This is a genomic window from Microcoleus sp. A6-C6 (assembly GCF_036705955.1).
Taxonomy (GTDB): Bacteria; Cyanobacteriota; Cyanobacteriia; order Cyanobacteriales; family Microcoleaceae; genus Microcoleus.
Genome location: NZ_JAUBVR010000028.1, coordinates 37,355 through 59,620, shown reverse-complemented (window position 1 = coordinate 59,620; position 22,266 = coordinate 37,355). Strand labels below are relative to the sequence as shown.

At 47.3% G+C, this 22,266-nt stretch carries 19 protein-coding genes and 1 tRNA gene; 10 read left to right on the top strand and 10 right to left on the bottom strand.

From position 1 onward, the window contains the following. Window positions 1–290: 290 nt before the first annotated feature. The 3 genes from QUB52_RS13670 to QUB52_RS13660 form a co-directional block, all read right to left on the bottom strand. Window positions 291–482 (bottom strand): chlorophyll a/b-binding protein, encoded by a 192-nt coding sequence (locus QUB52_RS13670; RefSeq protein WP_332966445.1) that lies wholly within the window; start codon window positions 480–482, stop codon window positions 291–293. Window positions 483–575: 93 nt separating this feature from the next. Beyond that, the gene (locus QUB52_RS13665; RefSeq protein WP_265239328.1) at window positions 576–1,592 is read right to left on the bottom strand and encodes a succinate dehydrogenase/fumarate reductase iron-sulfur subunit; all 1,017 of its coding nucleotides are present in this window, start codon (window positions 1,590–1,592) and stop codon (window positions 576–578) included. Between the two features lie 185 nt (window positions 1,593–1,777). Beyond that, window positions 1,778–2,191, bottom strand: coding sequence for a hypothetical protein (locus QUB52_RS13660; RefSeq protein WP_332973388.1), 414 nt, complete (start codon window positions 2,189–2,191; stop codon window positions 1,778–1,780). 306 nt (window positions 2,192–2,497) lie between these two features. Between QUB52_RS13660 and QUB52_RS13655 the strand changes: the two genes are divergently transcribed. From QUB52_RS13655 to QUB52_RS13620, 8 genes are all read left to right on the top strand, one after another. Continuing rightward, window positions 2,498–3,046: an excalibur calcium-binding domain-containing protein gene (locus QUB52_RS13655; protein ID WP_332966442.1), complete on the top strand. Its 549-nt coding sequence runs from the start codon at window positions 2,498–2,500 to the stop codon at window positions 3,044–3,046. 128 nt (window positions 3,047–3,174) lie between these two features. Next, window positions 3,175–3,906, top strand: coding sequence for a RadC family protein (gene radC / locus QUB52_RS13650; protein WP_265239449.1), 732 nt, complete (start codon window positions 3,175–3,177; stop codon window positions 3,904–3,906). A 317-nt stretch (window positions 3,907–4,223) separates the two neighbouring features. Further along, a complete protein-coding gene (locus tag QUB52_RS13645) occupies window positions 4,224–4,568 on the top strand; it encodes a DUF1815 family protein (protein WP_106149494.1) in 345 nt (114 codons plus the stop codon). Between the two features lie 1,121 nt (window positions 4,569–5,689). Further along, entirely contained in the window at window positions 5,690–6,169 is a 480-nt protein-coding gene (locus QUB52_RS13640; RefSeq protein WP_265239448.1) for a DUF4079 domain-containing protein, read from the top strand. A 330-nt stretch (window positions 6,170–6,499) separates the two neighbouring features. Continuing rightward, on the top strand, window positions 6,500–9,100 hold the full coding sequence (locus tag QUB52_RS13635; protein ID WP_332973386.1) for a ComEC/Rec2 family competence protein: 2,601 nt from the start codon (window positions 6,500–6,502) through the stop codon (window positions 9,098–9,100). Window positions 9,101–9,160: 60 nt separating this feature from the next. Continuing rightward, window positions 9,161–9,247: transfer RNA gene (locus tag QUB52_RS13630), tRNA-Ser, on the top strand. An 82-nt stretch (window positions 9,248–9,329) separates the two neighbouring features. Next, a complete protein-coding gene (locus tag QUB52_RS13625; RefSeq protein ID WP_265239220.1) occupies window positions 9,330–9,545 on the top strand; it encodes a hypothetical protein in 216 nt (71 codons plus the stop codon). A gap of 499 nt (window positions 9,546–10,044) precedes the next feature. Then, complete coding sequence (locus QUB52_RS13620; RefSeq protein ID WP_332973385.1) at window positions 10,045–11,418, top strand: ABC transporter substrate-binding protein; 1,374 nt, start codon at window positions 10,045–10,047, stop codon at window positions 11,416–11,418. A gap of 88 nt (window positions 11,419–11,506) precedes the next feature. Here the strand turns inward: QUB52_RS13620 and QUB52_RS13615 are convergent, their stop codons facing one another. Beyond that, window positions 11,507–12,682 carry an RNA-guided endonuclease InsQ/TnpB family protein gene (locus QUB52_RS13615; protein WP_332973383.1) on the bottom strand — a complete coding sequence of 392 codons (1,176 nt, stop codon included), beginning with the start codon at window positions 12,680–12,682 and terminating at the stop codon, window positions 11,507–11,509. Between the two features lie 369 nt (window positions 12,683–13,051). On the opposite strand from QUB52_RS13615, the gene QUB52_RS13610 reads away from it, so the two are divergent. Continuing rightward, complete coding sequence (locus QUB52_RS13610) at window positions 13,052–13,240, top strand: hypothetical protein (RefSeq protein ID WP_332973381.1); 189 nt, start codon at window positions 13,052–13,054, stop codon at window positions 13,238–13,240. 226 nt (window positions 13,241–13,466) lie between these two features. Here the strand turns inward: QUB52_RS13610 and QUB52_RS13605 are convergent, their stop codons facing one another. The 6 genes from QUB52_RS13605 to QUB52_RS13580 all read right to left on the bottom strand — a co-directional run bounded on the left by QUB52_RS13605 (window position 13,467) and on the right by QUB52_RS13580 (window position 21,943). Then, on the bottom strand, window positions 13,467–14,942 hold the full coding sequence (locus QUB52_RS13605) for a dihydrolipoyl dehydrogenase family protein (RefSeq protein WP_332973380.1): 1,476 nt from the start codon (window positions 14,940–14,942) through the stop codon (window positions 13,467–13,469). 220 nt (window positions 14,943–15,162) lie between these two features. Next, a complete protein-coding gene (gene cobD, locus QUB52_RS13600) occupies window positions 15,163–16,296 on the bottom strand; it encodes a threonine-phosphate decarboxylase CobD (protein ID WP_332973378.1) in 1,134 nt (377 codons plus the stop codon). A 15-nt stretch (window positions 16,297–16,311) separates the two neighbouring features. Beyond that, window positions 16,312–16,605 (bottom strand): HU family DNA-binding protein, encoded by a 294-nt coding sequence (locus QUB52_RS13595; protein ID WP_265239215.1) that lies wholly within the window; start codon window positions 16,603–16,605, stop codon window positions 16,312–16,314. A 907-nt stretch (window positions 16,606–17,512) separates the two neighbouring features. Next, a complete protein-coding gene (locus QUB52_RS13590; protein ID WP_332973376.1) occupies window positions 17,513–19,969 on the bottom strand; it encodes an AMIN domain-containing protein in 2,457 nt (818 codons plus the stop codon). 262 nt (window positions 19,970–20,231) lie between these two features. Beyond that, window positions 20,232–21,029 (bottom strand): pilus assembly protein PilO, encoded by a 798-nt coding sequence (locus QUB52_RS13585; RefSeq protein WP_265239213.1) that lies wholly within the window; start codon window positions 21,027–21,029, stop codon window positions 20,232–20,234. Further along, the gene (locus QUB52_RS13580; protein WP_265239212.1) at window positions 21,026–21,943 is read right to left on the bottom strand and encodes a PilN domain-containing protein; all 918 of its coding nucleotides are present in this window, start codon (window positions 21,941–21,943) and stop codon (window positions 21,026–21,028) included. Before QUB52_RS13580 ends, QUB52_RS13585 begins: the two co-directional genes overlap by 4 nt. Between QUB52_RS13580 and QUB52_RS13575 the strand changes: the two genes are divergently transcribed. Continuing rightward, window positions 21,942–22,112, top strand: coding sequence for a hypothetical protein (locus QUB52_RS13575; RefSeq protein WP_265239211.1), 171 nt, complete (start codon window positions 21,942–21,944; stop codon window positions 22,110–22,112). The two genes, QUB52_RS13580 and QUB52_RS13575, sit on opposite strands and share 2 nt — an antisense overlap. Window positions 22,113–22,266 lie beyond the last annotated feature (154 nt).

Sequence of the window (22,266 nt, the reverse complement as noted above, 5' to 3'; positions counted from 1 at the left end):
CTCTTTTAGGGGGAAATTAAAATCAGATGATTCATTACTCCAATCCTCTTCCTTCCAGGTAGAAGTAGCTGTCAACTGTCAACTGTCAACTGTCAACTGAATGAACTGTGTTTTAGGGAGAAGATGTATATGATGTCGGGCAAATTACCCTAATAAAGCTGTTTGATTGTTCGGACTTCAGTCCTCGGATGATGAGGAATTGAAGTCCAAACGATCGAACCAATTTTATTGTGTCGTGGGATGTGACATGATATTACGCATTAGTGGCTATCAACCGAGTTATGCTGAATTTAACGCAGTCCCAGCCAGGTGAAAAAATCCTGGCGGGTGAAAAATTCTAGCAGCAAAAGTGCCACGAATCCCACCATTGCAAATCGTCCGTTGATTGTTTCGGCGTAGGTATTCCAGCCAAAAGCTGGTTCTACTGGTTTTAGGGTATTGGGAGTTGTCGGTTTTGGGGATGGAGGTGTTTTAGCAGTCATTTAAATGTTTTGAGTTGCGAGTTTTGAGTAGTGACTTTTGGGAAGATTGCCGATCGCACAACTTGTAATTTACCGGAAAACGACAGCCGATCGCTAATCTGCCGAATTTTCTAAACTTTGCACCGATTCGATCAGATTTCGCACGGTTTCGGTACCTTCGGAAGGCTCAAAGGACAGCGGGAATTTGCCGCGGGCGATCATTCTCAAACCCAACGGGCCCAGACTCAGCAAACCTTGAACGTCGCGAAAGTAGTTTCCGACTACTTCGATGCCAAATTTGCGCTCGTCTATCCAGCCACCTTCTTTGACGAGATTAATTAAGACTTTGCGGTGGCGGATCGATCGACTGGCTTGGTCGTCTTTGCGATCGAGAATCTCCTGTTTAATCTTACCAATTTGATCCATCGGCGCAACTTCCATCGGGCAAACCGAGTTGCAGTAATAACAGCGAGTGCAGCCCCAGACGCCTGCGGTACCTTCGTTGTATTTTTCGAGCCGATTTTCGGTTTCGCTGTCGCGGGAATCGGCGATCGTGCGGTAAGCTTTGGCGAGGGCGTGGGGGCCGACAAATTCCGGGTTGACTTCGCGGGCGTTGCACTCAGAATAGCACGCGCCACAGAGAATGCAGTTGCCAGTTTGGTCGAGTTTCGATCGCTCTTCGGGAGTTTGCAGAAATTCTCGTTCGGGAATTGCTCGCGAGGCTGTGCTGATATATGGTTCAACTGCTTCCAGGTTGTCCCAAAAACTGGTCATATCAACGACCAAATCTTTAATTACCGGCATATTTCCCATTGGGGCGACGGTAATTTCTGGGATGAAATCGGCAGGCTGTTCTGCTGAACTGAAATTGGCTATTTTTGCCAATCTTGCGAGTTCGCTACCGACATTTTCTTTGCAAGCTAAGGCGGAGCGTCCGTTAATTCGCATAGAACAACTACCGCAAATGGTATTGCGACAATTTTTGCGATAGGCTAAAGTGCCGTCTTGTTCCCATTTGATGCTGTTGAGACAGTCGAGGATAGTATTGCTTTCTTCCACGTTTAGGGTGTAAGTGTGAACGCGGGGAGCCTCGTTTTGATTTTGGCGGACTACGTTAAAGCGGACTTGCATATTTTGATTGAGAAATTTAGTGTCCATTTTAAGCGCGATTTTTCGATTCTATCAAAAGCTATTAATTCTTTTAACATCTACCTCAAGTAGTAGATTTAACGGTTTTTTTTATGGTTTGGTAACAGGGAATACTTCGCAAGTCATAAATCATCAATCGCAACTTTTTTCAGCGGATTTTTGATGGGTTAATGGAAGAGAGAAGTAATTGACTGGTACAGTTCGGGAGTTGGAGGTGCTGTGATGTCTAGCTTGTTTGTTTTAACTTTTATGTTTTCAATGCCGGCTTTTTGTCTGGGTCTGGTCAATCCGCAATGGGTGGGAATGGGCGATCGCAAGCTATCTGTAAGTTTATACGGCGTTTTGATGGCAGTTTCGTTCGTTTTGGTGGGAGTGACAGCAGCTAAGCCGCCGCAGCCAGTAGCTTCGGTGTTGCCAGTCTCAACTGAATGGCAAGAATCTATGGTCAGCGAACCTTTGCGCTGAACGTAGCTGCGCGCGCACTTCACGTTTCTGGTAGCGTTACAAAGAATTTTACCAGGACTTACGTCCGAGGGGCGATAAATCGGGTTTTTTAAGGAAAATAACTTGGTTTTAGTCATTTACTGCCATTAAAAACCCTGATTTTTAGGGGTCAAAGTGCGATCGCGAACTTTAGGAAAAAATCGCTGCTTTAGTCAAGAGAAATACACTCAAAAACTGGGTTTCACCAGCGTCGGGTGTCGGGCGTCCTATATACTTTGTTTTGTAAATTATAGGGATTTGTGAGTTGGCCTGCCGATAGAGAAGGAAGTTAACTTCTCAGTCTTGGACGCGCACGAATTAAGGTCATTATGTTTAATTTTTTAATCTTAAGCTTTTTATTGTCGATCCCTGCCTTCTTTCTGGGCCTTGTTAATCCGAAATGGGTGGCCGCACCAACCCGCAAGCGATCGATCGCGATGTACGGCGGGTTGATGGCGTCTTCGTTTGTACTTGTGGGCGTCACCGCACCGAATCCACCTCAGCAAGTTTCGGTGGCGGATCGGGCCCCAACCACTCCGCTAATATCATCTCAAACGCCTAAGCCGTCAGTGATTTCGGCAGCGCCGACACCCCAGCCGGAGACTGTGAAAACGCTATTACCAGCACGGAAAGCTGCAATTTCTGCGGCGGCACCTGCACTTGTCAAACCAGAGATCGATCGCAAATTGCCATCTTCAGTCAAATCTGTTGAACGAACCGCAGAGATTGCTCTTGATGCACAGCAGCCAAAGAAAGATATCAAGAAAGTGAACTACGAGTCTTCTAAACCCAAGGTGAAAAGTGCGGATTTTCCCAGTTGCGTTAACTCGGATTGCAACTGTTCTGATTTTGCGACTCAAGCCCAAGCGCAGCGAGTGTTAGAGGCATATCCGGGCGATCCGTTTAAGCTCGATCGAGATAAAGACTCGATCGCTTGCGAAACGTTGGGTTAGATTTGCTGTGCCAAAACCCTCGGTTAATGCTGGGGATTTTTTCGGTGATTGTACTGATTTGAACCAGGAAATCGATCGGCTAAAATTATGTAATTGCTGAGCTTCCGCTGTATTAGTAAGGTGCATCTATGACTTACAGCTTGAGAATTGTCGATTTGCCTCCCGGTGAACGTCCACGGGAACGGCTGATGGCCGGTGGCCCGAAAAGTTTGGCGACGGCGGAATTGATTGCGATTCTGCTGGGTACCGGTCAGGGAAAAGGTAAACTTTCGGCCGTGGGGCTGGGACAGTATATTTTAAATCAGTTGAGCTTGCACCAGCGCGACCCTCTGGCTGTGCTGCGTGGCATTAGCGTCCAGGAGTTGACGCAGATTCACGGGATTGGGCCTGCTAAGGCAACGGGGATTTTGGCTGCGGTGGAGTTGGGGAAGCGGGTATTTCAGTCGCGGCCGCCGGAAATGGCGGTGGTTGACTCTCCCCAAGCAGCGGCGGATGCGCTAAGTCAGGATTTGATGTGGCAGTCTCAGGAACGTTTTGCTGTGGTGCTGCTGGATGTCAAGAATCGGCTGCTGGGAACTCAGGTAATTACGATCGGCACAGCTACGGAAACTTTAGCTCATCCCAGGGATATTTTTCGGGAGATCATCCGCCAAGGGGCGACACGGGCGATTATCTCGCACAATCACCCATCGGGGAGTGTGGAACCGAGCCCGGAGGATATTGCTTTGACGCGGCAGTTGCTGGCGGGAGCGCAGTTTTTGTCGATTCCGCTGCTGGATCACTTGATCTTGGGAAATGGCGACTTTCGGAGCTTGCGGCAGACGACAACCCTTTGGGAGGAGTATCCCCAGGGCGATTGAACTATTATACTTAACTAACTTCATTGCTATGATTAGTTATTTGTATCTTTGGGCTGTCCGAGGGCTGAATCAGCCGTGAGAGTAGGCGAATTTTCTGGCTGGAGTCCCGGATGACAGCGTGTTTTGGCTAAATGTCGCTGGTGATACTTAGTTTCGATCGCAACTCGGTTAGTCTAGTATAAGTAAGCTGAAGAGGTCGCTAATCCGATTTTTTTAAAGCATACTAAACGTATAATGAACCAGCACCTAAATACCCAATTATTAAGAAACCATGAAATTGGGTATAAAATACACGGCGTGGTGATAGGAGAACAACTGTGTTTCTGAGACTTGCAGAACAACACCGTAAATTCGTCCAAGATTTGGTAATGAACCTTCAGGCTTTGGCGATCGTGCTAGAGCGTCGGGGTTATCTGGCATCCTGCTACACTTGCGGGGGTCAGATGAACAGTGCCTCATTTATGGTCAGTTTGACGGACAACCATCTGATTCGGTTTTTGGTGTCAGATTACGGAATTACTTGGACTGAGATGCGGGACGATCGCGAATTGATGAAACTTGAAGGTGCAGAGGCGATTAGTCAGTTACAAGAACTGGCCAATCTCGTAAAGTATCATATCCAACCTTCGGAAGCTACTTTAGCGACGGCGCAGCGAGTTTAGCGATCGCACGCGCACGGTTCCGAGGAAGGGTAAGCGCGAAAGTTAGTCGATTTTAAATTTTAGATTTTAGATTGACTCCATAGATTAATCTGGGAGTTTGAACTATGGTCTAAAATTTGGTGGTCTTCACAACTTAAGTCGAAGGCTTGTACCTGTTTTTGGGCGCGATCAGACGGCATACTTTATAGAAAAATTCTGAGAGTTGAAACCTCTAGTTTTTTTGCAGTAGTTCATAGAAAAACTCGGTAAGTGGGAAACGAGCGAGACTTTAGTCCTGAGAGGAAAACGGCTCGGCGGTTTCAACCTCCTTGAATCTTTCCATTACCGCCTTGGGATTGCTTGGCTAGGGGTACTTTTGTGATGTACTTTCAATGGGACAATTGCCATTTCAAGCTTCGCAATCCTGTACGCATAATGTTTGCTCGCAAGCGAGCCTCCCTTTCGGGGTGATGTTAGCTTGTCGGTCAATGTTTTGAGAGCTTTTTAGACCTGCAACACTGTTTCAGTGACTTTAAAACTGTTTAATTGCAGATGACAGAGCAAGGAACTAGCTTCGTATTCCGGGGTGTCGTGACTCAAAAAACGTAGTCAGTTAAGACTTAGGCTGGTCAGAATAGCTTGGTTCAACTTTCGTCTTACAAGCTCAGTGTCTTTAGACCTGAGTTCCTGACTCTCCCTTGAGAGCGATTGGCAAAATCTGGAAGTGCCACTGCTCGTCAGCTCCAATGTTAGTTTCCCTCTTTGGCATTCCAAAGTCAAGGAATTGAAATTAACTTTGAGTAGGCAAGTAAAATTTAACATCCAGAGTGAGGATGAGGCTGTGAAGATTGGGTGAAAAGCACCTTCGGGGTGTGACGTGCCGACGAATTACGTTTGTTTTTTGCTTTTCGATTTAGCGGATCAAACTAACAACTAACTTGAAACAGCATCACTGCTGTAAAAATCTCACAGCCGGCTTTAGCCGGCTAAGTTTTGTGTAAATATAGACTTCTGGGCAATGTTTTGCGGTCTGGTTAAATTGTTCTTTGAAGTGTGCGATCGCAGTTGCCATACTAAGTATTTTATAATATTTTAATAATTAGTCCGAAAAATTTTATCGCCAAGCTGGGAATCAAAATCAAATGGTAAATGTAAGTGAAGTTCTAGAGCCCATCGCCAGCCAATTTCGCAGTCTGGGAATTCCCGAACCGATTACCCATTGGGGACATCCTGTCATGATGGGGATTGTGGTAGTGGCAATGGGCAGTTTCGTTGGGTATACGGGATGGCAGGGACGTTTGGCAGCCGATAAGGATGTCGCGCTTAAAAGTCGATCGGATCATCGTAAGCTAGCACCGTGGATGTTTTTATTTCTAGCTTTGGGCTACACTGGTGGCTTGCTGTCGCTGGTAATGCAGCACCAGCCTGTCATGGAAAGCCCGCACTTTTGGACTGGTTCGGGAGTGCTAGTTTTGCTGGCTGTTGGTAGCTTGATTTCGCTGACGGGTTTTGGGGGCAATAAGCTAGCCCTGCGCGCGGTTCATGCTTATTTGGGCACGACGGCTTTAGCACTTATGGTGTTGCACGCGGCTTTCGGTTTAAAATTGGGTTTGTCTATTTAAGCTAAGCTGTTGGGGATTTAAATTGCATATTCGGGGTGATGCTCAGAGCAACGCCCCACAAGAGTTTGATTATTTCTTGATATACAATTTAAATACTAGACCTCTTGCATAAATCTTTGATTGATAAGTCAACCGCAGATGCAAGGTAGATAAACGCAGATCAACGCAGATAATTTCAAGATAGTTTGCGAATGAGTGCAATCTTATCTGCTGAATAGGTTATCAAAGCGAATTTTTTTCTATTTTCTGAGCTTAATTTGTTAGGCTCTGGAAAGCAAAATAAACTCTATTTTTGACAGTAAAAATTGCTAATTACTAATTAATTAATTAATGAATCAAGCAACGGGTGTCATTTTCTGTATTGCCTACATTTTGGGATTGATTTCTACAGGGGTTTCTTGGGGTAGATACGGGATACTTGCTTTGGGAATAGCCGTCGCATTCGCTATGCCTAAATTGTTGTTAAAGTATGCTAGGAATTCTCTCAAAACCACTAAAAAAAGACGCAGCAGACAAAAAGAAAATACTGTTGAAGAACGCTTGGATGCGAGGGAAGAATTGAGTTTTCTGGAGATGCTGCCGAGAGCAAAATGGGTGTGGGCAGTGGCCGGTTTAGCAGCATTTCTCGCTAGCTTTTATTTGGCAGTTCGATCGCCCCAACCGACAATTAATGACATCAGCAAACTGATTCCGGCGGTTGGTAACACTCAAGAAGTGGCGGTGACAGTTCGCGGTAGACTCGCCAGTACGCCCCGATTGACTCGATCGGGTCGATCGCAATTTTGGCTAGACACTGATTTAGTGAGCGAAATCAACGGCGGTGAAGGAGGAGTAGTCGTCAACCGCGAAGTATCCGGCAAACTCTACGTGACAGTGCCTCTGCTGCAAGCAACGGGCTTGTACGCCGACAATACGATCGCAGTTGTAGGTTCGTTGTACAAACCGCAGCCACCGTCGAATCCGGGGGCTTTTGATTTTCAAGCATATTTAGCTAGAGAAGGGGCTTTTGCAGGGCTCAAAGGGCGTCAGATTGACTGGAAGAGAGAAAATGCGATCGCGGATGTGAATCGACTTAACAGCAAAACGGCTGCTTTCTGGGAGTCAACCGGGATGCAGCCGTCGCCAATTCAAGCGATGCGGATGCGGATCGTGCGATCGCAACTATCGCAGTTAAATGTTCCCGAAGGGCCGTTGATCAGTGCGATCGCCCTAGGCAAACAAGCGGTTGATTTACCTTACAACATCCGCGACTATTTTGTGCAAGCTGGGTTGGCTCACGCGATCGCAGCTTCCGGCACTCAAGTTTCGATGGTTTTGGCTTTAGTTTTGGCTTTAACTAGGCGTTTTTCCAAACAGTTACAATTTTGTTTTGGCGTGGGTGCTTTATTTTTGCTGGTGGGATTAACAGGCTTTGAAGCTTCAATCTGCCGCGCCGCTTTGATGGGATTTGGCACACTATTTGCTTTGGTACTAAGTCGCGAAGTTAAGCCGTTGGGATTGCTGTTAATCGCTGGGACTATTTTACTGCTAGTTAACCCTTTGTGGATTTGGGATTTAGGTTTTCAATTGAGTTTTTTGGCAACTTTGGGGTTAGTGGTGACAGCACCGCCACTGATGGCAAAATTGGATTGGATGCCACCTGCGATCGCTTCGATTGTTGTGATTCCCATCGCCGCTTCAGTTTGGGTGCTGCCACTACTACTTTATGTTTTTAGTGTGGTATCACCTTACAGTATTTTAGTCAATATTATTGCGGCTCCTTTGCTGTGGATTTTGAGTATTGGTGGGATGGTTAGCGCTTTAGCTGGATTGGTTTTTCCGCCGGCTGGTAGTGTTTTGGTGCAAGTGTTGGAGTATCCTGCAAGGTGGTTAATTGCGATCGCCCAATATTTCTCGCAATTGCCCGGTAATTCGGTAGCTGTAGGTCAAGTATCGGTGTTTCAGCTAATCGCGCTTTACGGTTTAATCTGCTGGGTTTGGCTGGGGGGAAGAAGGAAGAAGGAAGAGGGAAGAGGGAAGAAGGAAGAGGGAAGCAGGAAGAGGGAAGCAGGAAGCAGGAAGCAGGAAGCAGGGAGAGGGAAACAGGGGAAAAGCAGAGTTTTTGCACTGCGGATTTCTTCGGCTTGGATTTTACCGCTGGCGCTGGTGGCGGGAATTAGTATCATAGCTTTGCCAGGTTGGCACAGTCAGACATCTTTGTTTCAAGTTACTTTGCTAGCGACATCTGGCGAACCAGTTTTGGTAATTCAAGATCAGGGAAAAGTGACGCTAATTAATACCGGTGATGAAAATACTGTGCGGTTTACAGTGTTGCCTTTTTTGCAGCAGCAAGGAGTTAATTCTGTGAATTTTGCGATCGCCACTCACGGCCATTTAGGTTTAAGTGGCGGTTGGGGAAAATTACTAGGACGCTTGCCAATTAAAACATTTTATGATAATAAAGATTCCAAACAAATTCACCGTGGCAACGATGGGAAATTTATGACGGCTGTGCAATCGCAGCAAGGCGTTTACTTTCTTTTAGAAACTAACAGCACGATCGATCTGGGTTCGACGCGGTTGCAGTTCGTGGATGCGGAGATTCCGGTAGTAGAATTATTGGTGAGGGGGCGTACCTGGTTGATTGTCGGTGACATGACACCGGAAGCGCAAAGTATGTTATCAAAGAGATTAGCAGCCGCAGGAACATTGAAGCGGGCGCAAGTGCTGTTGTGGTCGGGAAAAACCCTGACAGCCGAGTTATTGGAGGCAGTTAGCCCGCAAGTGGCGATCGCATCTTCAGACGAAATCGACCCAGAAACCGCCGCCCAACTGCGCCAAAGCAAAACCCAGATTTTCTGGACTGGGCGCGACGGAGCCCTTCAGTGGACGCCAACAGGGGGATTTAAGACGACTCTGGAATCTGAAGAAAATCAAACTTCTTTTCTATAAAGATTTACAATGTGGCGCACTGTAGGGTAAGATACTTTTAGCTTACATCTCAAGTCAATTGGAGAGGTGGCAGAGCGGTTGAATGCGGTAGTCTCGAAAACTACTTTAGGAGCAATCTTAACGTGGGTTCAAATCCCACCCTCTCCGTACATCTAAACGTCAAATGCACCACAAGCACCTTATTAACCTAGGGTGCTTGTGCTGTATCTAACCCAACTTCCAACCTAGGGTGTGCAGTACACGCCTTATTTATACTGGGAAAGATCGATCGCCCAACTACGGTATTTTCGCACAGTATTGGGTAATTGACATACTCCCCGCCGTAGAACGGACGGGGATTCTTGACGGTTCATCGCAACTTGCTACCGAAGTTGTCTTACTGTCGCTCCCCGTCCGTTTAAAGTCTCCCCACGCCCTTCAGGGCGACTACAATCAAATAATTTGATTGTTGAAGTTATTCCTCCTGTACTTGAAAACTGTTGTATATCATGTCCTAAGAGAACGCTCAAACAGGTTTTATTACGGGTAATGTAACGGGCATGATGTGAGTATGGTGCATCTGAGTTTTGCATTTGTAGTGCGAATTATTAAGCTCGCACCGTAAAAAAAAAATCTTTTTACGAAAATGAGATGCTCCCTGCGACTCATTGAAACTAAACTACACAAATATGACTTTTATGAACTCAAGAATATGACTTTTATGAACTCAAGAATATGACTTTTATGATTTGACTTTAACCAAGCTTTTATGTATAATTAATACATCAACGTATCACAGCACTGAGCAACAATCATAAAAGTCGATCGAAATCCAAGATACTAGATATTTCTATAGATTGACAACCGGAGCATTTTCATACCATAGCCGATTTACTCCACTCTGCCAGGGAATGCTTACCCGAAATCAAAGCCTCAAAACAATATTAAACTCAGGAGAACTAATCATGTATCAAAATCCTCAAAAAATAAAAGGGCCGCCACCAATTGTTTTTATTGTTGCATTTGCTTTAATTGCTATTGGTGCATTCAAGTTTATTCCCAGCTTATTTAATGGTGGCAATTCAGATACATCTGCTAGCGATACTCGGATGAGTTTGGGAAACAAAATATTGGTGCAATCGCAAACCACAGCAGGAAAACAAGCAGGTATCAAAGCTTTTGCTGAGGGAAATTACAAAGAAGCTGTCAAAAAATTTCAGGCATCACTGCAACAAAATCGCAATGATCCAGAGACCGTAATTTATTTGAATAATGCCAAAGTAAATAATGACAATCCTCTGAAAATTGCCGTCAGCGTTCCCATTGGCAACAACCCGAATGTAGCGCAAGAAATTCTGCGAGGAGTAGCTCAAGCTCAAGACGAAGTTAATTCTAGAGGAGGCATTAATGGTGCGGGTTTGCAAGTTTTGATTACGAATGATGACAACAATCCAGATATTGTTAAAGAAGTTGCAACCGGATTCGTAAATGACCCGAAAATTTTAGCAGTCATTGGACATAATGCCAGCAACGCTTCTCTAGCTGCTGCTCCCATCTATCAAGAAAAAAAATTGGTGATGGTGACACCAACTAGCTTTGCTAACAATTTATCAGGTTTTGGCAGCTACATTTTTCGGACAGTCCCCGCGATTCAATCGATGGCGGCTCCTTTAGCAGAATATATGGTTAAGAAAGCTGGCAAAACTACTGTTGCTATCTGCTATGACTCTCAAGCTCCCGATAACATATCGTTTAAGGATGAATTTGTAGCGTCGTTTTCAGCTTTGGGTGGCAAGGTAGTGCCTACGGTTTGTGACTTTTCAACGCCGACTTTTAATTCCAGCGCTAGCGTTGCTGATGCTGTTAGCAAAGGTGCACAAGCGTTAATGATAGCGCCTCATGTCGATCGCATCGATCGCGCGATCGACCTAGCCCGCGCCAATCAAGGCAAATTACCACTCTACGGCAGCACTACGATGTACACATTTGAAACGATAAAAAACGGGCAGAAAGACATTGACGGGCTGGTTTTGCCCGTGCCGTGGCATCCTGACACCAATCCTAATAACCCATTTTCTAAGAATGCGAGTCAGCGGTGGGGAGGCGTGGTGAATTGGCGCACTGCAATGAGTTTTGATGCGGCTCAAGCTATTATCGGCGGTTTGCTCAAAAGCAATACGCGGGAAGGATTGCAACAAGCACTCAGGAATCCGAATTTTTCCGCCATCGGTGCGAGTGAAGATGTGAGGTTTTTGCCAACGGGCGATCGATCGGGCAAACCGATTTTAGTACAAGTTCAGCCCCAAGGAAATGATTACAAGTTTGTGGCGCTGCCGTGATTGGGTTGATAGAGCAACCGCAGATTTGAGGCAGATTAACACAGATTAACGCAGATAATTACCAGATAGGACAGTAAACTACCCGCCACTAAGCTAACGCTATAGTGAGGGCTTTTGGTAGCCCTTGAGCGATTGCACAAGACAACAACTCAGAACCTCTAGGACGGCTTACACTCGCCCCCAATAATGCAATCATCTTCGAGCCATTTTCGTCTGCATCACCAATCCAACCACAGACTTTATTGCTGCACTTAAATTTCTTCTCGGTTCTGACACCGATATGCAAACAACAATGGCAACTTTGGCTCGTATAGGCTGGATTGACGGCAACTACCTCAATCCCTTCCTTTATTCCTTTGTATTCGAGAAACGTTCTTAACTGATAAAAAGCCCAAGAATTAGACCTTCTTCTTTCAGTCTTGTTTCTGGGTTTAGAGTTAGTGCGTTCGCGAATCCCTGTTAAATCTTCGATTGAAACAAAGGATTGAGTCTGTTTTGCATCATTAATAATGGCTTTTGAGATGTTATGATTTAGCCATGCTTGGTATCTTCTTTCACGACCTCCTAACCGTTTCAAAATCTGTCTAGCTCTACGTCTAGATGACCTTGTGCCTTGAGATGCTTTTTTTTGCAAAGAAGCCCGAACACGGCTATACTTATCTCTAGTTTTTTGAATCTCCTTACCTGACCACGATTTACCTGTGCTAGTTACAGCTATATCACGCCTTCCGAAATCGACACCAATTACGTTAGTTGTTTTTTGAGGTTTCGGAGTTTCCGATTTGAGCTGAATATGGACGTACCAGCAACCATCTTTGTGCAAACAAACTTGAGCCGAAGTAGGATTATGACCTGTTAGCTTGCCCTTATGGTAGTTACTAGCTCTCAAAGAAACTGTTAACCGCTTGAGAGTTGTAGAAATGCTCACCGTCCAATTTGACTCAACGAAACGAAAAGTCCTAGCATCACAATCAAAGCTAGTGGGCTTAAAGCTCTTGACCTTTTTCCCTTTCTGTTTTGCCGTTAGACGATTGGCTCCTACTCTGGCACAAGCTCTAACAACATGGTTAGCTGTTAGTCCAAACTGTTCTTTCACATCTTTGTAACAGACAGCTTGGATTGAGTTTCTGTTAGTTAGGTTATGATTAACATTTTGATTAATCCAGTTACAAGCTGACGCAAAAGCATAAGCTGTCTCGGACAACAATTGTTGCTGTTCGATACTAGCTTGAAGCTTTACAACTAAAGTCAGGACTTGTTCCATCTCACCAAAAAACTCACTACTATGAGTATAGCTTAATTATTGCCGTTGTGCTGTCGCACGTTTATACTGGTTGCAATTCCTCTCGCCGCTAAACTTCGTTATAGCGGGAGCCTCCTTGCAACATTAAGGTGAATGGGAATTCAAGTTTATTTTGGATTGCTGTCCACGGAAATGCCCGATCGCCCTATAATGAGAATTGTTATCATTCGTAATTTAGCGATTCTCCATGCAAGCGGACTCAGTAGCCAATTCGCAATTTGATTTAGCTTGAATCAGCGCCGGGCCCCACGCCCTGATTCTCATATCATATATATCGCAAAAATGCAACAGTCTGCGGGATAAACTTTTAGGATTCGATCCGAGTGGCGAATGGCTGAGTGGCGGAGGCAATTTGCAGCTTTAGAAATTGGGCATTTGCGATCGCCCGCTGTGCGCCACCGAGATCCCAACCCTTACGAAGCTCTGAGTATCGCCCCGAATATGCAATGTAGAAGTTGGAGAATCATAAGGGTGCTATTTGGAATTTTATTCATGACTACAATTACCAAATCCGATTAGCAATGCTGAAGACTCAACCGCCTCAATCTTCTCCATCCTTTACATAAAAGCACTACCGTTTTAACAAATAATGTATCTCTGTTTACCAATTACAAATAACTACTAACCAATTACCAATTACCAATGCCCAATCCCTCCGCTTCGCTTCGCCCAATCCCTCCGCTTCGCTTCGCCCAATCCCTCCGCTTCGCTTCGCCCAATGCCCAATGCCCAATGCCCAATTTGTTCATTTCCAATACCTGCGCCAGTGAAACAAATTCTCCCATAAATTCTGGATCAAAGTATTGCTGCGGAGGCGCTGCGACTCCCAAACAGCAGCAGTTTGACCGTTAATTGCCGAAAAACTTGACCAAATATAAGGAAGTTCCGCGATCGCCTCAACCTTCATCCCGTGACGGACAGCAAGGGCGATCACATGAATCAACTCAGCAGCTTGTGGCCCCACAATACTCGCTCCCAAAATCTCCCCATTGCGCCGCCCGACAATCTTGCAAAAACCCGTTGTATCCCCGGACATTTGAGCTCTTTCAACATTCTTGAAATATTCCCGACCAACAATCAAATCGTCTCCAAAACGTCGTCTTGCTTGCGCTTCAGTCAAGCCAACCCTCGCCAACTGCGGGTCAGAAAAAATCGCCCAAGGAATCCCGCGATAATCTATTTGATACATCGGCAAAAACAAAGCATTTTTCACAGCAATCGCAGCTTCGCAATTAGCAATGTGAGGGAACGAATAACCCCCAGCAACATCACCGATCGCATAAATCCGCGAATTAGTTGTTTGCAGCTTTTCATTTAAAATCAACCCGCGATCGCTAAATTTAACTCTAGCCGCTTCCAGATTTAATGATGCAAAATTATGCTGGCGGCCCGCGGCGAGAAAAATCTCCTCAGTCTCGATCGCCCTTGGCCCAGCTTGAATCCACTTTTTACCATCAATCACCCTAGCTTGAGTCACCTCAGTAGCAGTCAGAATCCGCACTCCTTCGGCTTCCATTGCAGCTTGAACCAAGCCAGCAGCCTCTCGGTCTTCTTTCGTCAAAATGTGGGAACCCTTCACCACAAGCGTCACAGCCACCCCTAATCGAGCAAAAGTTTGAGCGACTTCGACACCGCTGGGATCTGCGCCGATTACAGCCAAACTTTTAGGTAACTTTGGAAGTTTTGCTAATTCCCCGACAGTTTCCGAAGTAAAAAAGCCGACAGACGAAAGTCCTTCAATATTGGGAATTGCAGGCATTGTTGGACAAGCTAGCAAATAACAGCGCGATCGCAATTTCCTGTCACCCACAATCAAAGCCAAATGCGGTTTGGTAACAAACTCGCAGCTACCAAAAATAATATCGACCCCGCGAGCAGCCAAAACGCCGAGATCATCAATTTCTTCTAAATTAGCAACAACACCCTCGGCCCACTTCTGAACCCCATCAAACCGCAATTCGATCGGCATTTCCGAATTAGCCACTTCCCACCGAGCCCCGAACTGTTGGCGGCTAATCTGCTGGGCAAAACGAGCAGCCTCGCTCAAAGTTTGGCTGTATCTTAAACCAAGGTCGATCGACTCTTTCCCACCAGTCGGCAAATCTTGCGAATTACTTAGCGGTTCCACCAAAGCAACGCGGGCCGGGAAATTAGTTGCCATCAAAGCAGCATAGCGTCCGGCCGGAGTTCCACCAATAATCACTAAATCATAGTCAAGCATAAATAAAGAAGTCAATAGTAGATAGGACGGCGGTTGAAACCGCGCCTATACAAACGATGTCCACCTCCGCGGACTGAAGAAAATAACGTAATTTTAATGACCCACTCTTCAACCCGCGGAGGCGGGTTTTGTCTGTGTAGGCGCGAATTCCATTCGCCCGCTCTTCTGGCATTAATCTCACGCCAAAATAAAAGATTAAGACGTGAGATAAATTTCCGAGTTAACGACTAATGACATCGGCAAGTCCAGCAATCAATCGCAGATTGTCCGCCCTCGATCGCACGGCTACCCGAAAATATCGATCGCCCAACTCAGGAAAACTCAAACAATCGCGAATCAAAATCCGGTGTCGTTGCAACAGACTTTTTTGAATCGCAGCCACCGACACCGACGACTCAACCAACAAGAAATTAGCCGCCCCAGCCATTGGCCGCAAACCTGGTAAATCAGCCAAACCCTCAAATAGCTCTCGGCGGGCCACAGGCAGCCAATCCCAAGTTTGCCGCTCAAAAACAGCATCTCGCACCACAGCGGCAGCCGCCGCCGCAGCCAAGGCATTCACAGGCCAAGGATCGCGCAGCAACTGCCAGCGGCGGAGGATATCGGGATGGGCGATCGCACATCCCATCCGCAGTCCCGGCAGAGAATAGAATTTGGTGAGCGATCGTAAAATCACCAAATTCGGAAACTCCTCAACCTGAGCGATCGAACTTTCCTGCTCCGCAGGCGGTAGAAAGTCCATAAAGGCCTCATCCACCACCACCAAAGCCAAATGCTCCAAATAAGGCCGAATCGCCTCCCTAGCGAACAGCAAACCCGTCGGATTGTGCGGGTTGTTCAGTAGCAAACCTCGATCGGCATCCAGAGCAAGAGGAACCGGGATAGCCAGAGAAGGGGAGACAAGGGAACCATTAGAAACCGACAAATCATCCGTTACCAACCCGCTGCCAGTCTCCCAGTCCAACGATTTGAGATTCAAAGTACAATCCAGCACCTGCGCCCCGAAAGCCTTCAGAGCCCGCAAGTAATCGCCAAAAGCCGGAGTCACCAAATAAGTCGCCTCCAGCTTCGACAAATCCCAAGCAGCCCAAGTCAACAATTCCGCCGAACCATTCCCCGGCAAAATCCAATCCGGGTCAACATTAAACGCCTCACCCAAAGCAGTCCTCAGCACTCCATAATCCGGGTCTGGGTAAGCCGTGAGACTGCTCAAATGAGCTTGAATCGCAGCCAGGGCAGACTCAGGAGGGCCCAAAGGACTGATACTGGCAGAAAAATCGAGAATAGCAGAGGGAGGGCAGCCAGCCAGTGCGGCTGCCCAAGCTAAATTCCCACCGTGTACAGGTCTAATCAAGACTCAGTTCACCAATTAAATTTTGGGTTCTTTCGGCGGTGCAACTCTGTCCTTAAACAACTTGCCGGCAGAAAATGCAGGAACTCTGGTTGCCGGGATTTCCATCTTGTCACCAGTTTTGGGATTGCGACCCTCACGGGCCTTACGTTCCCGCGACTCAAACGAGCCAAAACCGACCAGTGTCACCTTGTCGCCTTCGGAGACAGCTTTCATGATTGCTTCCAACGCTGCACTCAAAACGGCATCTGCCTGTTTTTTAGTGACACTAGCATTTTCCGCGACTGCATCAACCAATTCACCTTTGTTCATTCCGAACTCCTCTTCTGGATTTGCAAAATTACGTTAAACAGAGTTCAACTATTAGTTGTGAGTTTTAACTGCATTGAAGTTTCGGTTGGGAGCGTTTGGGTAGTCCCCATTGCTCCAGCCCGCTTCCCCAATTAACAACTCCTGCTGAATACTAATTACCCTAGGATAATTGGTCACAAAAGGAATTTTTGTTTTTAGTTGCTGAAAACCCGACAGCATCTAATTTTCACTGCATTATTCTAAAGTCTTGCCGACCGTTATGGATCGGTGGAACCTTTAATTTATATGGAACTTGCCAACTTTTTAGAATTAATACCCAAATTTAGGTAAAAAAATACCACTTTGGACACAAGATTTTTCGCCGGGAGTGGATTTGAAATTGGAAAATAAGTAAAAATAGAAAGAATAAAATGTCATTTGTCAAGAGTTAAACAAAATTTTTTTCCTTCTTGCTTGTTCCTTCTGAGGGAAAGAAGGTGAAACAAAAGGGAAAAAGTGTGATTTGTCAAGGGGAAACGAAATTTTTCTTTTCCTCGAACCTCTTCCTTCTTTCGATTGGTGTCAACAATCGCCTAAAAATCTTTGTATCTCTCGTTTATAGACGAGGCCAGATCCCCCTAAATCCCCCTTAAAAAGGGGGACTTTGAGAAGAATCCTGTCCCTCTCCCCGGATAGTCGGGGGACTTAGACGACGCTCTTGTCTCCCGGATAGTCGGGGGACTTGGACGACGCTCTTGTCTCCCGGATAGTCGGGGGACTTGGACGACGCTCTTGTCCCCCCCCTTCTTAAGGGGTGTGCCAGGGAGATCGAGACTCTGCCAATCATCAGACAGCAGACCTGCACTACTTTTGACCTTAAGTTGACACATCTTCCTTCTTCCTTCTTCCTTCTTCCTTCGTCCGAGGCCTACTGTCTGGGCTGGACGGGCTGACTGCGCTGCAACAGTTGGCGGGCGTCGGGACTGATGTTGTTTTGGTAGCCAAAGTTCGATCGATCGCTATCATCCAAAATCTGCGGAGTCAGCAACACAATCAACTCCGCCCGCTGGTTGCTCTTAGTGGTTCTCCTGAAGAGGGAACCGATAATCGGCAAATCTCCCAAAATCGGAATTTTGTTCGCTTGCACCCGTTCTTCATCGCGGATAATCCCCGAAAGAATCAAAGTCTGACCATCCCGCAGGCGAATTAGCCCCGATTGCAAAGAGCGCTCGCCCAGCAGAGTGATCTGATTGGTGCTCCCGGGCGTGGACAAGTCTACAGGCGGGGATGGTGTCCTGATAATCGGGTTCACCCGCAGAGAGACAAAGCCATTATCGTCAACCCGATCGATCGCCACCCCTAACTGTAAACCTGCGCGATCCTTAACGGCCGTTGTTGTTGTGGTACTTGTATTGCCGGTAGTCTGCGTTTGCTGTGTGATGTTAGAGATCACCTCATCAGTAATATTCACATTCGCCGTTTCTCCTTCTTGAACCACCAGAGTCGGATCAGTCAAGATTTTGGCATTCCGAGTCTCAATAGTTGCCTGTAACGCCGACAGGAACCTCCTCGGATATTGCAACAGCGGGAACAGGGCGAAAGTCGCAGCGCCGCCAGCGGTAGCCGTTCCAGGCTCGTAAGTGTCAACCCCAATTCGTCCGGGGTCTCCAGTAATTGCTGTCGGGCGGAGGAACGCCCCGCCACTGTTAGCCACGTTGATTAAATTGCCATTCCGATCGTAGGTAGGAGTCCCTGTTAGAGGCACGTTGATTAAATTGCCCCTCTGATCGTAGATAGGAGCTACGGCTCCTATGGGGTTGGTGACGATCGGCGGAGTCGATCGATTGTTAGCATTATTGACATCATTAGCTGTAGCCGGCCGCAAGCCACCAAAATTCAGACTTGCTACTCCGTTTTCATTCACAAAGAAATTGTTATTAATTCCGAAAGAGAAACTGCTGCTACTGTTGTTGGCTCCCAACAAGTTGATATCGATCACCTTGACGTTGACAGCCACTTGACGGCGGCGCAAATCTAGCTGAGTCAAGAAAGCCACGGCAATATCAACTTTGCGCGGATCGCCCACCAAAGTGATCGAATTGAGCCTCGCATCTGCCAGCACCGACAGTCCCCTCAGCAAGAGCGGCCCGTTGCCGTCCTTAGCGCCGATCGCCTTAATGTCCGGTTCCCGAATTTCCACATCCCGTGCCGAATTTCCCTGGCCCACGGTTTGGATAGTTACCCGAGTAATCGGCAGTTGAGTTTCTGCACCTTGAGCGCTCAAAAAGTTAGCTGCATCCGTAGATCTGACTTGATTGAGTCGCAGAGTCCGAACGATAATATTGCGCGAGTCCAGAGGCAAATTAGAACCGACAAAAATCGTGCGCCCGACGCGGTTCGCTTGCAGTCCGCTGATCCGCAGCACGTAATTAAAAACATCTTGCACCGACTCATTTTCGATGTCCAAGGAAATCTTCGGTCCTTCATCGGAGCCTCCTGCCGCTCCCGGTGCGGCCGGAGCGGCTTGGCCCGGTTGACCGGGGGCTCCACCGCCTGTAAAAGCAATGTTCAATCCGGCAGCCCGGGCCAGCAGAGCTAAAACGTCGCGGACTGGGGCATCCCGCAGCACCAAGCGGGGGATGCGTTCTCCCGAACTTAGTTCTATATTTGCCGCAGCCGGAGCGATGTTAGATACGGAGATGTCTCCCAGGGGCGGTGCTATAGCTCGCGGCTGGAAAGGCGGAGCTTGATTGCTCTGAGATTGTATTTCGCTGGGGAGGGGCGGGCGATCGTTCCTAGTCACAGTAACTTCGGGATTTGGCAGCATCACGTTCGGGTTTTGCGACGTGCGGACGGGGGCCGGCCGGGAAGTTGTTGGGTTCAGCGGCAGTCCGGGAGGTGGCGGGGGTGCACTTTGGGCTTGGTTGAGCGAGGGCAATCCAGGCTGTGTAGCTTGGGTAGATTGCACAGTCCCGCCCTGTCCGGCAACGCTGAGGACGATGTTTTGGCCTTGTCCGGGCATAACTTGTCCGTTGGGAACTCCGTTGGTGCCTGCTACCACAACGCGGATGCTGTTAGCCTCTACCTGGGTGATTTCTACTGAGGAAATGCCTGGAGCTGGGTTATCTTGCCGGAAGCTGTTGCCTTGGGGCAGGCGGAGCTGGGTGTTGATGATTGTGGCTTGGTAAGTATTCCCGTTGTTGATGGCGAAAACTTGCGGGCGATCGCCCTTTTCCGTAGCTAGGACAATATTTACCCCATTATTCGCTTGACTTACTTGCACTCCTGTGACTTGAGTCGGCGCGGCCGAGACGGGCGCTTGGGCGATCAGAACTCCGGCAACACTGCTCAAAAGTCCTCCACTTAACCGTAGATGCTGTTTCACGTTCTCTCCTCAACTACAACTTTGTTATTTGCTTATTTGTTCCAGTCTTGAGTTTCGAGCCTCTCACGCTGACTGAAACATTCTTTATTTGACACTTTATTGAAGGAAGAAGTTAGAATAAATTAGGCAGAAAATTATCTTATATTGCCATACGAAAAAATATTTTTATGGCATTTATATATTAAATTCTACCTTCTACCTTCTCGCTTCTACCTTCTGCTGAAACAGCGACTGGGAATACCTAATATCCGCTTAAGTACCGCTACTTAGCAGCAGGACTCGGAGCCGGAGTTGGTAGTTTTTCTTCTTGCTTTAACGGCAGCAGCGCGTGCAAGTCAAAAGCCGTTTTAATCTTAGTTTGTGGCTGCTCCACAGGAACTATTCTTCCTTTCAAAAAATCTATTTGCATTGACTGAGTTGATGTTAGCAATTCAGACTTCAAATTCCTCACTACCAACAGCGACTGCATCAACTCCAAGTTACGCATAAAATTGCGGGTTTGAGCGAAACTGCCTTCAAACTCTACCTTATATTTTTTGCGTCTGAGCTTGCCAGCCAGGGACGGCCCGAAGGACGTATCGCTGAGAATATCTGGGTCGCGAGCTCCCGGCACCGGTGCTGCTCCTGCTGGTGGCACATCCGGCTCAAATTTGGTAATTTTAGCCTTGAGGTCGTCCCCTTGCACGCCGACGTTGATTCGATTAACCAGTTGGGTCATGTCAAGCAGCAACGTGGTAGCGCCCGCATCGCTGGCAAACATTGCCGTCACTTGGGCGCGGCGCTGTTTTGCTTCTTCTTGCTTTGCTTCTGCTTCTGACTTTTTTTGAATTTGAGCTTGCAATTGCAGTTGCGTTTGCTTGCTTTCGCTAAGTTTTTGCTTGAATTCGCCGCCTTTTTGGAATTCTGGCAGTACAAACTGGTAGCAAAGGCCACCGGCAATGACTAGGCCGAGAACTGCGACGCCTATTGCTTGGACTTGGGGTGTCAGCTTAATGCCGAATATTTCCTGAGTCCCGGCTTCTTCTGCTTGTGCCCCGCTGGGAAGAAACTCTGCTGTCATGGTTTTTTAACCTCTGTTTTTTCTGGTTCTAGCACTCCTTTTTCTTGAAGTGTTTCTATCCGTATTGCTAGCCCGTCTGCTTGCTTGCTCCGCAGCTCGGGGAGCAACTCGGTGGCGCCAGTCGGGCTGAGCGTTGTTTCAATTTTATATTCCACCACGGGCCGCAGTTTGGGAAGTTCTGCTGCTGCTGCGCTTGGGTTGCGCACTTGTAATTGTGTGGGGTTGCTTTTTAGTGTGGCTGCTACCAGTTTGGTATCGGTGTCGAGGAAGAAAGGAGAGCGCTGGACTAGGAGCATAAAGTCGTTAACTTGAGCAAAGGTACTGGCTATCCCTGAAATTTGTACTTTTGCCGCCTGCGGCGGGGCGACTGGGACGGGAGCAGCCACCGGGGTGGGACTCGCTGGGGAGGGACTCGCCCCCGGAGACGGACTCGCCCCCGGGGAGGCGGCGGGAGTTGCTGCGGGGGGTGGCGGTGCTGCTGCAACTGGGGATGGACTGGGCTCGATTTGCTCGATTTTGGAAATTTGCACTCCGGCGGGAGTGCGGACACTCAGGTCTTGCAGCATCGCCGACCAAGGTTTAATTTGGTCGAATACTCCGGCTAATGCTTTGTATTCTGCGGTAACTTTGTCGGTTTCGGCGTTGATGGCTTTGATGGCGTTGGCTTGAGTGTTTAACTTTGCCAGTTCTTGGTCGATGGTTGCTTGTTCTGTGGCCAAGCCGGTATTTTCGTTAGTCGCCCACCACCAGGTGCCCATGACTGCGGCGTTGATGCCGAAGGCAAACAGCGCCGCCCCAATTAGGGGCAGTTGGTCTTTGACTCCCCCGGAACTTTTTTTACTTGAGCTTTTGGCTGCTGTGACTGGTTTGTAGTCGGGGCGGTCGTTGAGAAAATTAATATCTAGGCTGTACATGGCTTCACTCGATTTTATAGCAGAAGGAAGAAGGAAGAAGGAAGAAGGAAGAAGGAAGAAGGAAGAAGGAATAAATCCGATGGCAGGTGCAATCGACCGCATGGTTTCAGCAATTAAGAACGTCCCAACCGTCTTGGCTGTTGCTATAGATTTTAATTTGAAATTTTAGATTTTAGACACAGCGCCAGATTGCCGGTATAAGTGAAGGATTTATTTAGGGAAGAAAGAAACAAAGAACTTTCTGCCTTCTACCGCAGGAAGTGGTTGCTTCTACCTCCGATATTCTACCTTTTACCTTTTACCTTTTACCTCCAATATTCTAC

Excerpts from the sequence above, each read along its gene's own strand:
- QUB52_RS13580 (WP_265239212.1), bottom strand. The coding sequence starts at position 21,943 with ATGTACAGCCTAGATATTAATTTTCTCAACGACCGCCCCGACTACAAA.
- QUB52_RS13620 (WP_332973385.1), top strand. The coding sequence starts at position 10,045 with ATGTATCAAAATCCTCAAAAAATAAAAGGGCCGCCACCAATTGTTTTT.
- radC (WP_265239449.1), top strand. The coding sequence starts at position 3,175 with ATGACTTACAGCTTGAGAATTGTCGATTTGCCTCCCGGTGAACGTCCA.
- QUB52_RS13615 (WP_332973383.1), bottom strand. The coding sequence starts at position 12,682 with ATGGAACAAGTCCTGACTTTAGTTGTAAAGCTTCAAGCTAGTATCGAA.
- QUB52_RS13595 (WP_265239215.1), bottom strand. The coding sequence starts at position 16,605 with ATGAACAAAGGTGAATTGGTTGATGCAGTCGCGGAAAATGCTAGTGTC.
- QUB52_RS13575 (WP_265239211.1), top strand. The coding sequence starts at position 21,942 with ATGGCTTCACTCGATTTTATAGCAGAAGGAAGAAGGAAGAAGGAAGAA.
- QUB52_RS13665 (WP_265239328.1), bottom strand. The coding sequence starts at position 1,592 with ATGCAAGTCCGCTTTAACGTAGTCCGCCAAAATCAAAACGAGGCTCCC.
- QUB52_RS13610 (WP_332973381.1), top strand. The coding sequence starts at position 13,052 with ATGGCTGAGTGGCGGAGGCAATTTGCAGCTTTAGAAATTGGGCATTTG.
- QUB52_RS13640 (WP_265239448.1), top strand. The coding sequence starts at position 5,690 with ATGGTAAATGTAAGTGAAGTTCTAGAGCCCATCGCCAGCCAATTTCGC.
- QUB52_RS13635 (WP_332973386.1), top strand. The coding sequence starts at position 6,500 with ATGAATCAAGCAACGGGTGTCATTTTCTGTATTGCCTACATTTTGGGA.
- QUB52_RS13670 (WP_332966445.1), bottom strand. The coding sequence starts at position 482 with ATGACTGCTAAAACACCTCCATCCCCAAAACCGACAACTCCCAATACC.
- QUB52_RS13585 (WP_265239213.1), bottom strand. The coding sequence starts at position 21,029 with ATGACAGCAGAGTTTCTTCCCAGCGGGGCACAAGCAGAAGAAGCCGGG.
- QUB52_RS13660 (WP_332973388.1), bottom strand. The coding sequence starts at position 2,191 with ATGACTAAAACCAAGTTATTTTCCTTAAAAAACCCGATTTATCGCCCC.
- QUB52_RS13605 (WP_332973380.1), bottom strand. The coding sequence starts at position 14,942 with ATGCTTGACTATGATTTAGTGATTATTGGTGGAACTCCGGCCGGACGC.